Raw genomic sequence first — 12,190 nt, forward strand, 5'->3', positions numbered from 1 at the left:
CTGCGGCGCAACAATGGGGACATTGGACAATTTGTCCAATGTTGCAGTGCGGGAGGTTGGGCCAGATAGGGCCAGATTGCCTGGGCCCCGCCGGGCGGTCGGCTTTGGTTTTCAGGACGTTAAGGGCGCACGAATGGCGACGGCACAGACCCCCGCAATGGCAAACCTCCACACGGGCGAGCACGGCCACGACCAGGCCAGTCCCGGCGAGATCGCCATCGGCGTCATCATCGGCCGTACCTCGGAATTCTTCGACTTCTTCGTCTTCGCGATCGCCTCGGTGATCGTGTTTCCGCGTCTGGTTTTTCCGTTCGCGAGCGAGCTGACCGGGACCCTCTATTCCTTCATGGTCTTCGCGCTGGCCTTCATGGCCCGTCCGATCGGCACCGTCGTTTTCATGACGATCGACCGGGAATACGGCAAGACGGCCAAGTTGATCTCGGCGCTATTCCTGCTCGGCACCGCCACCGTCGCGCTCGCGTTCCTGCCCGGATATCAGGAGATCGGCGTCGCCGCGATCTGGCTGCTGGCGCTGGCGCGCATCGCGCAGGGTCTGGCCTGGGGCGGCGCCTGGGACGGCATGGCTTCGCTGCTGGCGCTGAATGCGCCGGCCTCCCAGCGCGGCTGGTATGCGATGGTGCCGCAGCTCGGCGCGCCGCTCGGGCTGATCGTGGCGAGCGCGCTGTTCGCCTATTTCGCCGGCCTCCTCTCGGCCGATGATTTCTTCGACTGGGGCTGGCGCTATCCGTTCTTCGTCGCCTTCGCCATCAATGTCGTCGCGCTGTTCGCGCGTCTGCGCATGGTGACGACGGAAGAATACGCTACGCTATTCGAGACCCGCGAACTCCAGCCGGCGCGGATCTCAGAGACGGTCGCGCGCGAAGGCCAGAACATCATGCTAGGGGCCTTTGCGCCGCTGGCGAGCTTCGCGCTGTTTCACATGGTCACGGTGTTCCCGCTGTCCTGGGTGTTCCTGTTCACCCACGAAAGCCCGGTGCGCTTTTTGATCATCGAGATCGTCGCCGCCGTGTTCGGCGTCGCCGCGATCGTGGCCTCCGGCATCATTGCCGACCGCGTCGGGCGCAAGTCGCTGCTGATGGGATCGGCGATCGCGATCGCAGTCTATAGCGGCTTCGCGCCGCAGCTGCTCGACGCCGGCGCGTTCGGCGAGACCATCTACATGGTGATCGGCTTCATCCTGCTCGGCCTGTCCTTCGGCCAATCCTCCGGTGCTATCGCCTCGAACTTCCGGCAGGCCTATCGCTATACGGCGTCGGCGCTGACCTCCGACATGGCCTGGCTGTTCGGCGCCGGCTTCGCCCCGCTGGTCGCACTGCTGCTCGCCACCAATCTTGGCGTCATCGCCTCGGGTGCGTATCTGCTGTCCGGCGCGTTCTGGACCCTGCTCGCGCTCTGGCTCAGCGGCCAGCGCGAGGCGGGGGACATGGACGCAGGGCGCTGATCACGCAGCGCATGCAGGGTGGGCAACGGCGCTGGTGGCGCCGGGCCCGCCTCTAGGCATCACCCCTCCCGCTGCCGCAACAGCGCTTCGACATCCAGCCGCTTGGTGAACATCGCGAGCTTCCCGTCAGGCCCGAACGGCCATTGCTCCCGCGGCTTGTCCCAATACAGCTCCACGCCGTTCTGGTCGGGATCACGCAGGTAAAGCGCCTCGCTGACGCCATGGTCGCTGGCGCCATCGAGCGCAATCCCGGCCGTGAGCACCCGATGCAGCGCATCCGCCAGCGCGGGGCGCGTCGGAAACAGGATCGCGGTGTGATAGAGCCCGGTCGCATCACGCGGCGGCGGTGAGCCGCCCTTGCTCTCCCAGGTGTTGAGCCCGATGTGGTGGTGATAGCCGCCGGCCGAGATGAAGGCCGCCCCCGAGCCCATCCGCTGCATCAGCTCGAAGCCGAGCACGCCGCAATAGAAGCCGAGCGCACGATCGAGATCGGCGACCTTGAGATGGACGTGGCCGATCCTGGTGCCGGCAGGAATGGTGGGGCTTTGCGACATGTGAATGCTCCCTCGAAAACATGCACGTAAGCCCCGCTTCGAGCCAGTGCTACGGCCAAACTCGAAACCCATCGTTTCTGAATGGGAAACTAAGCCAGCTCCGACACCTCGCCCTCGGGCAGGCCGAACTCGAACGTGTTCAGCGTCATCGACACCAGCGTGTAGTAGCCGCACAGTCCGATGACCTCGACGACGCCGCGCTCGCCGAGCAGCTTGACCGCTTCGTCGTAGAGACCTTTCTCGACGCCGTGGCCCTCGTGCAGCGACTTCGCGAGATCGTAGATCATCTTCCCCATGGGATCGTCGAAATCGGGGGTGCGGCGGTCGCGGATCGCATCGATGATCTCGCCCTTCATGCCGCCGGCGAGCGCGAGGCGCTTGTGCGCGTACCATTCGTAATGCGCGGTCCAGTGCCGCGCCGTCACCAGGATCGCGATCTCCGACAGCTTGGCCGGGAAGATCGTGTCGAAGCGCATGACCTCGCCGAGCCGCGTGGCGTGCCGGGCCATCTCGGGACTATTGAGCCAAGCCATCATCGGAGGCGGCGGCTTGCCGCGCTTGCCGGCGATCGACTCGTCATAGGTCTGCCGCTGGCTCTCGTTCATTTCGCCAGGCGAAAGAAGTTTTAGGCGCATTGTCGTTTCCTCTTTGTTTTCAAGGCTCGCCGCAGCAATGACTATAACCGATAAGTGGTTGAATTCCGCGGGGGCTTGGCCCAGACTCGCTGTCAACAATTCGAATGTTGGGTGATGGAAACGACCAATGACCGATCTCAAAACCAGCGATTCTGAATTCGCCGATCTCGAAACATTCCGCAACGAGACCCGCGCCTGGCTGGAGGCAAATTGCCCGCCGGAGATGCGCAAGCCCGCAACGTCCGATGCCGACGTGTTCTGGGGCGGACGCAACGCGAAATTCTCGTCCGAGCCGCAGCGCATCTGGTTCGAGCGCATGCGCGACAAGGGCTGGACCGTGCCCGACTGGCCGAAGGAGTATGGCGGCGGCGGCTTAAGCGCTGCCGAGCACAAGGTGCTGCGTGCGGAGATGGCGCGGATCGGCGCGCGGCCGCCGCTGTCGAGCTTCGGCATCTGGATGCTCGGGCCGGCGCTCTTGAAATACGGCAACGAGGCCCAGAAGAAGGAGCATCTGCCGAAGATCGCCGCGGGCGAGATCCGTTGGTGCCAGGGCTATTCGGAGCCGAACGCCGGTTCCGACCTCGCTTCGCTCCAGACCCGCGCCGAGAGCGATGGCGACGACTTCATCATCAATGGCCAGAAGATATGGACGTCCTACGCCAATTACGCCGACTGGATCTTCTGCCTGGTCCGCACCGACCCGGCCGCGAAGAAGCATGACGGCATCAGCTTCATCCTGTTCGACATGACCTCCAAGGGCGTCTCGACCAAGCCGATCCTGCTGATCTCGGGCTACTCGCCGTTCTGCGAGACCTTCTTCGACAATGTCCGCGTGCCGAAGTCGCATGTCGTCGGCACCATCAACCGCGGCTGGGACGTCGCGAAATATCTGCTCCAGCACGAGCGCGCGATGATCTCGGGGATGGGCGAGCGCGGCGTCGGCCGGCCGCTCGGCCAGATCGCGGCCGATTCCGTCGGCACCGATGGGCAGGGCAGGCTCGACGACGCCATGCTGCGCGGTAGAATCGCGACCTTCGACGTCGATGAAGCCGCGCTGGCGGCCTGCGCCGAGCGCGCGGTCGATCTCGCCAAGGCCGGGCAGGCGCATCCGGCGTTCTCCTCGGCGATGAAATATTACGGCACCGAGCTCAACAAGCGCCGCCACGAGATCCTGATGTCGGCGGGCGGCGTCGATGCGCTGGAATGGGAGAGCGAGCGCTCCAGGCAGGGCGCGCGCCCGCGCGCCTGGCTGCGCACCAAGGCCAACTCGATCGAGGGCGGCACGTCCGAGGTCATGCTCGGCATCGTCGCCAAGCGCATCCTAGATCTGCCGGGGGCGTGAGGTTTCCGTCATTCCGGGGCGCGACGAAGTCGCGAGCCCGGAATCCATTCATCCTCCCCCTCTGCCGCCCGATGGATTCCGGGCCTGCGCCTGCGGCGCATCCCGGAATGACGAACCAGATAGATTTCGAATCGGAAACACGCATATGGCCCTCGTCCTCACCGAAGAACAATCCATGCTCCGCGACTCCGCGCGCGGGCTGATCAGCGACAAGGCGCCGGTGTCGCACCTGCGCCACTTGCGCGACAGCAAGGACCCCACCGGCTTCTCCAAGGATCTTTGGCATTCCTTCGCCGAGATGGGGTTTGCCGGCTTGCTCGTGCCGGAAGAGTTCGGTGGCAGCGATCTCGGTTTCGTCGAAGCCGGAATTATCATGGAGGAGATCGGCCGCACCTTGATGCCATCGCCCTTCCTCGCGACGTCAGTGGTGGCGGCATCAGTGCTGACCCGCGGCGGCAATGCCGCGCAGAAATCGGAATATCTGTCGAAGATCGCGAACGGCTCGCTGCTCGCGACGCTCGCGATCGACGAGGGCGCCAAGCATCGCCCGCTGCAGACCAGCCTCAAGGCTGTGCGCGCCGGCAACGGCTTCAAGCTCTCCGGTGCCAAGGCGCTGGTGATCGACGGTCATGTCGCCGATCTCCTCATCGTCGCCGCGCGCACCGCGGGCTCTGCCGGCGAGCGCGAGGGCCTGACGCTGTTCCTGGTCAACCCCAAGGCCAAGGGCGTTGCGATCGAGCGCACCATCATGGTCGATGCGCACAATGCGGCGCGGATCGAGTTCGCCAATGTCGAGGTCACCGCCGACAGCGTGCTCGGCGAGGTCGACCAGGCGGCCGGCCTGCTCGATGGCGTGCTCGATATCGGCCGCGGCGCGGTCGCCGCCGAGATGGTCGGCCTTAGCGACGAGGTGTTTGGCCGCACCGTCGAGTATCTGAAGAGCCGCAAGCAATTCGGCAAGCTCATCGGCGAATTCCAGGCGCTGCAGCATCGCGCCGCCGAGCTCTACATCGACATCGAGATCACCCGTGCTGCCACCATGAAGGCGCTGCAGGCACTCGATGCCGACGTCGTCAAGGCCGCACCCGCCGTAGCCGTCGCCAAGGCGCGCGCCGGCACCACCGCCACGCGCGCGGTGCAGGAAGGCGTGCAGATGCACGGCGGCATGGGCATGACCGACCAGTTCGACATCGGCTTCTTCATGAAGCGCGCCCGCGTTTGCGAGGAGCTGTTCGGCGACGCGAACTATCACACCGAGCAGCTGGCCAAGTCGCGGGGGTATTGAGATGCTCTCGTAGGGTGGGTTAGCACTGCAGAAGCGCGAAGCGCATCTGCAGTGCGTAACCCACCATCTTCGTCCGGCAAACGCGGAAGCATGGTGGGTTGCGCCGAGCAATTGCGCTTAGCGCAATTGCAAGGCTAACCCACCCTACGACGTTCCCCGGAGACACCCCTTACCGCATCGGCGGTGCGTACTGCACGCCACCTGCGTTCCACAGCTGGTTCATGCCGCGCGGGATCTTCAACTTCGACTTCTCGCCGATGTTGCGATCATACATCTCGCCGTAATTGCCGACGTGGCGGATGATGCGCGCGGCCCAGTCCTTGGTGAGGCCGAGCTGCTCGCCGTAACGGCCTTCGGTGCCGACGAGGCGCATCACCTCCGGCTTCTTCGACTTCAAGGCCTCGTCGATGTTCTCCGAGGTCACGCCGAGCTCCTCGGCGTTGATCATCGCGTAAAGCGTCCACTTCACGATCATCATCCAGTCGTCGTCGCGCTGGCGCACCACGGGGGCGAGCGGCTCCTTGGAGATCATGTCCGGCAGGATCATGTGGTCGCCGGGCTTCGTCAGGTTCAGCCTGAGAGCATAGAGCTGAGAAACGTCGGCGGAGAACGTGTCGCACTTGCCGGTGTCGTACGCCTTCACCACGTCGTTGAGGTTATCGAACTTCACCTCTTCATACTTCATGTTGTTGATGCGGAAGTAATCGGCGACGTTGAGTGTCGTCGTGGTTCCGTTCTGCACGCAGACCTTGCTGTCTGCCAGGTCGAGCGAGGTCTCCTTGTTGCGCGTGCGCGGCACCATGAAGCCGACGCCGTCGTAATAGGCCACGGCCGGGAAATACAAATCGTAGTCGAGCTCGCGTGCCATGCTCCAGGTCGTGTTGCGCGAGAGGATGTCCACCTTGCGGCTCTGCAGCTCCTTGAAACGCTCGTTGGCGTCGAGCGGAACGAACTTCGCCTTGCCGGGGTCGTTGAAGATCGCAGCGGCCACCGCGCGGCAGAAATCGACGTCGAAGCCGGTCCAGTTGCCCTTGTCGTCGGGGATCGAGAAGCCCGGCAGGCCCTTGTTGACGCCGCACAGCACCTCGCCGCGGCGAACCGTGCGCCTCAGGGTGCGGGTGTCGTAAAACTCGTAAATGATCGCGCCGATGGCGACCAGCACGGCGATGGCGACCCCGATCAGCAGGCCGCCACGAAAAGTGCGCATCATGTTGCTCTCTCGAAAAATCGGGAAAAGGAATCAGGCGAGGACGGAGTGCATGATCCGGATCCGGACGACCGCGTTGGCGCAAGGCACGCTGCGGCCGTCCGAAGCAATCATGCCGGGATCATGAACCTTAGAGCTCGGGCTTCTGCCGGATGACCACCTTGGTGCCGACAGGGACGCGATCGTAGAGGTCGGCGACGTCGCCGTTGACCAGGCGGAAGCAGCCGGACGACACCTTGGTGCCGATCGTGTCGGGTCGGTTGGTGCCGTGGATGCGGTAGACGGTGGTGCCGAGATACATGGCGCGGGCCCCCAGCGGGTTGCCCGGGCCGCCGGCCATGAAGCGCGGCAGATAGGGCTGGCGCTGGATCATCTCCGGCGGCGGTGTCCAGTCCGGCCACTCCTTCTTGTTGGTGATGGTCACCAGCCCCTGCCACTGGAATCCGTCGCGGCCGACGCCGATGCCGTAGCGGATGGCGCGCCCGCCGGGCTGCACCAGATAGAGGTGACGCTCGGCCGTCGAGACGATGATGGTGCCCGGCGGCTCGGTGGTGCGGAAGTAGACCACCTGCTTCTGCCATTCCGGCTCGAGCTGGTATCCGTCATCGGCGATCAGGCCCGGCTCGTCGCCGCGGTCCGGCTGCTGGGCGAAGGCGTGCGGCGTGGACAGGACCAGTCCCATCGCAGCCACGAAAATCCCGGTCAGGCGACGAAAATTCGTCATTTCAAGCTCTCCCCGCTGCCACAGCGCAAATCATTCGGAACCATCAAACCTGAGGGGCAAGTTCATGGCAAGTTGATGGCGCGCCGTCCTGGCATGTCACGAGAATGCTTTGGTTTTTTGACGGGCCCGGCGCAATGCCACGAACAGGGGATGGCGCGAAAAGCATAGGATGTGCGGCTGGGCGGGGTGCGCTCCCTTCCCCGCTTGCGGGGGAGGGTTGGGGAGAGGGTGCTTCCGCAATGGGACACTCCCCCAGAGGATAGAACCCTCACCCGCCGCTACGCGGCGACCTCTCCCGCAAGCGGGAGAGGCTTAGATCGAACGCGTGGTGAGATCGAGGCCGACAATTTGCGCCAGCTAAATCTTGTTGCTCCCCGCCGGGATCCCGAGCCGCCGGACGATCTCCGTCGCCACGGCGCGGGCTTCGACGCGCGAGCCGATGCGGGGGCTGCGAAACCGCCGCCCCGAATGCAGCCGGATCACCACGATGCAATGCTCGTCCTCGGAGCGGCCCCGGCGCTCGACCGTGATCGTTTTCACGTCGGGTCCGGCGATGCGGTCGGCGCGCAGGCTGCCGTCGCCCCACAGGCGCTCGACGCGAATATCGTTCGGCCCGATGATCCAGAACGCGCCGGTCGCAAGGTTGGCATAGCGATAGACGGCGAATGCGGCGATCGCGCCCAGCGGCAGCAGCAGGATATCGACATGGCTCGGCGAGAGGCCGCGCCACAGCTTGTAGGCATAGGGGGCCGCGGACAAAGCCACCGCGATCAGTGCGACGATGCGGATCTCCCGTGCAGGAAACGCCTCGAGAGGCTCGCCGAGATGCATCTCGGGATTGCTGGCGTCGAGCGGGTTGCTCGGCGCCTCGACATTGGGAACGTCGAAATGCGCCGCGATCCACGCCACGGTGTCGCGGACATGGGTGACATCGGAAATCGGCGGCGAGGTCAGCCGCTCGCCCGAGGCCAGGGTGAAGACGAGCTGGAAGCGGGCCTTCACCCTCTTGCTGCCGGGGACCTGCAGCGCCGTGATCTCGTCCTTCCCGACGAGGCGCGTCCTTAGTTTTCCGAACGGCCGTTGCCGGCCGATCAGGATCTCGTCCGGCGTGATGATCCACACCACCGCCGGCGCCATCATGATGCCGACGACGAATCCGGCTCCCACCAGCAGCGCCACCGTCGATATCGTGATTTCCAGGAGGTCCTGCGTGAACAGACCCGGCGTGAAGCAGAGGGCAACGGCAGCCGCACAGCCGGCCACGACCAGCCGCTGCGCGATCGAGGAACCTTCACGAAGGCGGATGTCGGTGCTGGTGGTCGCGTCCATTGCGGGCGGCTGATTGCGTCGGTTGCGAAACTCCACGGACGGCTCCGTGGAGTCAAGCAACAAGGGCGACAATTGAAGCCCGCCGCGCGATGACCGTGCGGCGTCAGCTGCTCGCGTTCAGCAGCTTGGCCACCGTGCGATCGATCTCGTCATAGCTGCCTTCGCCGGCGTGCTGGAACACGATCTTGCCGCTCTGGTCGACGATGTATTGCGCCGGCCAATATTGATTGCGATAGGCGTTCCAGGTCTTGGACTCATTGTCCTGCGCCACCGGATAGGTGATGCCATGGCGCTTCAGCGCGGCCTGCACGTTGGCGGCGGAGCGCTCGAACGGGAATTCCGGCGTGTGCACGCCGACCACGACGAGGCCTCGATCCCGGTACTTGGCGTAGAGGCCGGTGACATGCGGCAGCGTGTTGACGCAGTTGACGCAGCCATAGGTCCAGAAATTGACCAGCACGACCTTGCCGCGGAGATCGGCGATATGAAGCGGCTTCGAGTTGAACCAGTTGGTGATGCCGGTGAAGTCGGGCGCGGCCTGCTGGTTCGCGGCGGCGGTGACGACAGGCGCGGCGCGTGCGGCCTCGTCGCAGATGCCGGGGATCACGGCGCCGGTCACTGTGATGCCGATCAGTGCAGCAGACATTGCGAGCAGCTTGAGAGTCATGGAAAGCGTCCTCCGGTGAAGATGAGGGGGATCACAGGCCGATCTGGCCGGTGGGGTAGAAGCCGGTGAGCCACGCCACGATCAGCGTGTCGTATTGGAAATAGGCGGCGACCGCGAAGCCGATCACGACGACGCCAAAGCCCTGCTGCAGCCGCGGCGAGATCCGGGCCAGGCTGCGCACGCGCGTGGTCGCGGCCTGTCCGCCGTAGGCGATCGCCAGCATCGGGATCGCAGCGCCAATGGCATAGGCGACCAGCAGCGTGCCGGCCCAGGCAACGTTCTTCGACGTCGCCACCAGCGTCAGGATCGAGCCGAGCACGGGCCCTGCGCAGGGCGTCCAGACCAGTCCCAAGGTGGTGCCGAGGATCAGCCCACCGAGCGCGCCCTCGCGCTGCGTGGCGCCGATGTTGCCGAGATCGAGCCAGCCGTTGATCCGGAGCGACAGCCATTCGAACGGCGCCGGCCACAGCATCAACAGGCCGAAGCCGAGCAGCAGGACCGCTGCCGCCTCGCGCAGCACGTTCGGATCGAAATCGAAGGCCCGCGTGATCGCGCCGAGCGCCAGCGCGACCATCGAGAAGGAAAAGACGAAGCCGAGCGCGATCATCGCGGGTCGCAGATGCCCCGCGCGCCCGATCGAGGCGCCGAGCAGGATCGGCAACATTGGCAGCGTACAGGGCGCCGCGATGGTGAGGATGCCGGCGAGGAGAGCAAAGAGCAGGTCGAGCATGAGGCACTCGTGAGGGAGGTCACGAGGGCTGTTCGCGTGCGGTGGGGCGGTCGTTACGCAGCGTCACGGCTTCGTGACGGGGGCTGTTGCTTTGCAGAGCACGGTGGCCGCGGGCTCCCGCCTCTCCCGCTTGCCGGAGAGGCCGGCGCACTCGCAGAGTGCGGCGGGTGAGGGTTCTTTCCTCTGGGGGGAGTGCCCCGTTGCGGAAACACCCTCTCCCCAGCCCTCCCCCGCAAGCGGGGGAGGGAGCGCACCGACCGCGGAGCCGGCAACCACTCAGGCCCAAATAAAAACGACCCGGACGGGGCATCGTCCGGGTCGCTGGAGGTCTTGGGAGGTTTAACGAAACCGTATGGGAGCTTTATAGAAGGGAAGTTTTTCCGCCTGATGTTGTCGTTTGTTTCAATTGTTTCGTCAGTGGTAACGCTTCCGTGTCCGGGGAGAGGGCCAAAACGGAGGTCCTATCCCCTTGAAAACATTGTTGTTAAGCGGCGAAACGGTCGACGCCGGCGCCCTTAAGCAAATCGGCGAGTTGCTTGCGAGCATAGAACATCCGCGTCTTCACCGTGCTCTGGGGGATGCCGATGATCTGGCCGACCTCCTCCACCGACTTCTCGTGGTAATAGACGAGGTTGATGATCTCCCGATGCGCCGGCGACAGCTTCTGCACGCAGGCGCGCAGGATGGCGCTGGTGTCGCTGCGGTCGAGCGAGGTCTCCGGCGTGTCGCAACCATCAGGGATCTGACGCACGTCCTCCTGATCGATGTCCTCAAAGCGGCGCTGGCGCATCGCGGTCAGCGCCTTGAAGCGGGCGATCGAGAGCAGCCAGGTGGACACCTGCGAGCGGCCCTGGAATTGGCCGGCGGTCCGCCACACGTCCAGAAACACCTGGCTGACCAGATCTTCCGCCGTGGTGGCGTCGCGCACGATGCGCAGGATGAATCGGTACACCCGTACATTGTGCCGGCAGTAAAGGATGTGCATGGCCGTCCGGTTGCCGTCGGCAATGCTTGCGAGGAGCATGTCGTCCGAGGTCGCCTGAGCGGCAATGATGCTCTGGCTGGCTTGGGCGTTGATGGCAATGACGTTCGGCATGGACTTGGCTCCCCGTAGCGCCGCAACCGAGCGGCGTTTCCTTGGGTCAAAGTGTTAATGAGCCAACGTTTCGGGACGTCTGCACGAAAAGCGGAAAATGGTTTCGTGCGCCGTCAAATTGTTTCGCCGGACAGGGTGCGACGAAACATTCGGGGCAAAAAACCTTGTGATTTCAACGTACGGAAAATACGGGGGTGGGGATTCGGGGCCGGACGGGCGCGCCGCGGAACGAATTTAGGAGGATTGCGTTTGGTCGCGCCGCACCTACCGCTGTCGTCCCGGGGCGATAATCTCGTAGCCCGGATGAAGCGCAGCGAAATCCGGGGCAACTCCATCCGCGGCTACAGCACCCCCGGATTGCGCTGTGCTCCATCCGGGCTACGGCAGAGCGGGTTGTGCCGCTCGCCCTACGCCTTCTCGCCCTGCGGCGAGAACAGATAGCCGCCGCCGCGGATGGTGCGGATTACGGCAGGCTTGGCCGGGTCGGGCTCGATCTTGCGGCGGATGCGCATGATGCGCAGATCGACCGCGCGGTCGAAGGCTTCGGCGTCGCGGGCGTTGGCAAGCTCGAGCAGGCGCTCGCGCGACAGCACGCGCTTCGGATTGGCCGCGAACACCTTGAGCAGCCCGAACTCGGATGCGGTCAGCGGATGCTCGTTGCCCTCGTCGTCGCGCAAGGCCTGCGCTTCGAGGTCGAGCCATTTGGTGCCGAAGCGCACCAGCTGCTCCTTGTCCGACTTCGCCGCCGGCGCCTCTGCCGCCTTGGCCGGTCCGCTCCGCCGCAGCACCGAGCGGATGCGCGCCATCAGCTCGCGCAGCTCGCAGGGCTTCGCCACGTAATCGTCCGCGCCGAGCTCGAGGCCGACGACGCGGTCGATCGGGCTCGCGGTCGCCGTCAGCATGATGACGGGCACGTTGATGCGGCTCTTGAGGTCGCGGATGATCGAGAGCCCGTCTTCCTCGGGCATGTTGAGGTCGAGCACGACGAGATCGGGCATGCTGCCCTGGATCGCGGCGCGCAAGGACTTGCCGCCGTCGCACAGCGTCACGGTGAAGCCGTGCATCTTGAGGTAATCGCCGACCATCTCCCGGGCCGGAGCCTCATCGTCGACGATCATGATGTGCTGGCTTTGGGTCATGGGCTTTGCATCATGGGCTT

Annotated in this window: 12 protein-coding genes; 3 read left to right on the forward strand and 9 right to left on the reverse strand. The window is 64.9% G+C overall.

Annotation, left to right across the window (positions count from 1 at the left end):
• The first annotated feature begins 133 nt into the window (after positions 1 to 133).
• Positions 134 to 1,462, forward strand: a complete 1,329-nt coding sequence (locus I6F20_RS25770; RefSeq protein WP_225128423.1) for an MFS transporter — start codon at positions 134 to 136, stop codon at positions 1,460 to 1,462.
• A 59-nt stretch (positions 1,463 to 1,521) separates the two neighbouring features.
• Here I6F20_RS25770 and I6F20_RS25775 read toward each other — a convergent pair whose 3' ends face one another.
• Together I6F20_RS25775 and I6F20_RS25780 are read right to left on the reverse strand one after the other, a co-directional pair.
• Positions 1,522 to 2,016, reverse strand: coding sequence for a VOC family protein (locus I6F20_RS25775; protein ID WP_225114901.1), 495 nt, complete (start codon positions 2,014 to 2,016; stop codon positions 1,522 to 1,524).
• 89 nt (positions 2,017 to 2,105) lie between these two features.
• A complete protein-coding gene (locus tag I6F20_RS25780; protein WP_036001930.1) occupies positions 2,106 to 2,651 on the reverse strand; it encodes a carboxymuconolactone decarboxylase family protein in 546 nt (181 codons plus the stop codon).
• Positions 2,652 to 2,778: 127 nt separating this feature from the next.
• On the opposite strand from I6F20_RS25780, the gene I6F20_RS25785 reads away from it, so the two are divergent.
• Positions 2,779 to 3,993, forward strand: coding sequence for an acyl-CoA dehydrogenase family protein (locus tag I6F20_RS25785; RefSeq protein ID WP_225128424.1), 1,215 nt, complete (start codon positions 2,779 to 2,781; stop codon positions 3,991 to 3,993).
• Positions 3,994 to 4,138: 145 nt separating this feature from the next.
• Positions 4,139 to 5,278 carry an acyl-CoA dehydrogenase family protein gene (locus tag I6F20_RS25790; RefSeq protein WP_225128425.1) on the forward strand — a complete coding sequence of 380 codons (1,140 nt, stop codon included), beginning with the start codon at positions 4,139 to 4,141 and terminating at the stop codon, positions 5,276 to 5,278.
• Positions 5,279 to 5,447: 169 nt separating this feature from the next.
• Here the strand turns inward: I6F20_RS25790 and I6F20_RS25795 are convergent, their stop codons facing one another.
• The 7 genes from I6F20_RS25795 to I6F20_RS25825 all read right to left on the reverse strand — a co-directional run bounded on the left by I6F20_RS25795 (position 5,448) and on the right by I6F20_RS25825 (position 12,170).
• Positions 5,448 to 6,485, reverse strand: a complete 1,038-nt coding sequence (locus I6F20_RS25795) for an amino acid ABC transporter substrate-binding protein (protein WP_036001959.1) — start codon at positions 6,483 to 6,485, stop codon at positions 5,448 to 5,450.
• A 130-nt stretch (positions 6,486 to 6,615) separates the two neighbouring features.
• Positions 6,616 to 7,209, reverse strand: a complete 594-nt coding sequence (locus I6F20_RS25800) for a L,D-transpeptidase (RefSeq protein ID WP_225128427.1) — start codon at positions 7,207 to 7,209, stop codon at positions 6,616 to 6,618.
• Between the two features lie 357 nt (positions 7,210 to 7,566).
• Complete coding sequence (locus I6F20_RS25805; protein ID WP_036001914.1) at positions 7,567 to 8,538, reverse strand: hypothetical protein; 972 nt, start codon at positions 8,536 to 8,538, stop codon at positions 7,567 to 7,569.
• Positions 8,539 to 8,641: 103 nt separating this feature from the next.
• Positions 8,642 to 9,205 carry a thioredoxin family protein gene (locus I6F20_RS25810; protein ID WP_036020278.1) on the reverse strand — a complete coding sequence of 188 codons (564 nt, stop codon included), beginning with the start codon at positions 9,203 to 9,205 and terminating at the stop codon, positions 8,642 to 8,644.
• 31 nt (positions 9,206 to 9,236) lie between these two features.
• Positions 9,237 to 9,935, reverse strand: a complete 699-nt coding sequence (locus tag I6F20_RS25815; RefSeq protein WP_225128428.1) for a cytochrome c biogenesis CcdA family protein — start codon at positions 9,933 to 9,935, stop codon at positions 9,237 to 9,239.
• A gap of 484 nt (positions 9,936 to 10,419) precedes the next feature.
• Complete coding sequence (locus I6F20_RS25820) at positions 10,420 to 11,031, reverse strand: sigma-70 family RNA polymerase sigma factor (protein WP_036020284.1); 612 nt, start codon at positions 11,029 to 11,031, stop codon at positions 10,420 to 10,422.
• A 407-nt stretch (positions 11,032 to 11,438) separates the two neighbouring features.
• On the reverse strand, positions 11,439 to 12,170 hold the full coding sequence (locus tag I6F20_RS25825; RefSeq protein ID WP_036001902.1) for a response regulator: 732 nt from the start codon (positions 12,168 to 12,170) through the stop codon (positions 11,439 to 11,441).
• Positions 12,171 to 12,190 lie beyond the last annotated feature (20 nt).

This window comes from Bradyrhizobium sp. IC3123, assembly GCF_020193625.1.
GTDB classification, from domain to species: domain Bacteria; phylum Pseudomonadota; class Alphaproteobacteria; order Rhizobiales; family Xanthobacteraceae; genus Bradyrhizobium; species Bradyrhizobium yuanmingense.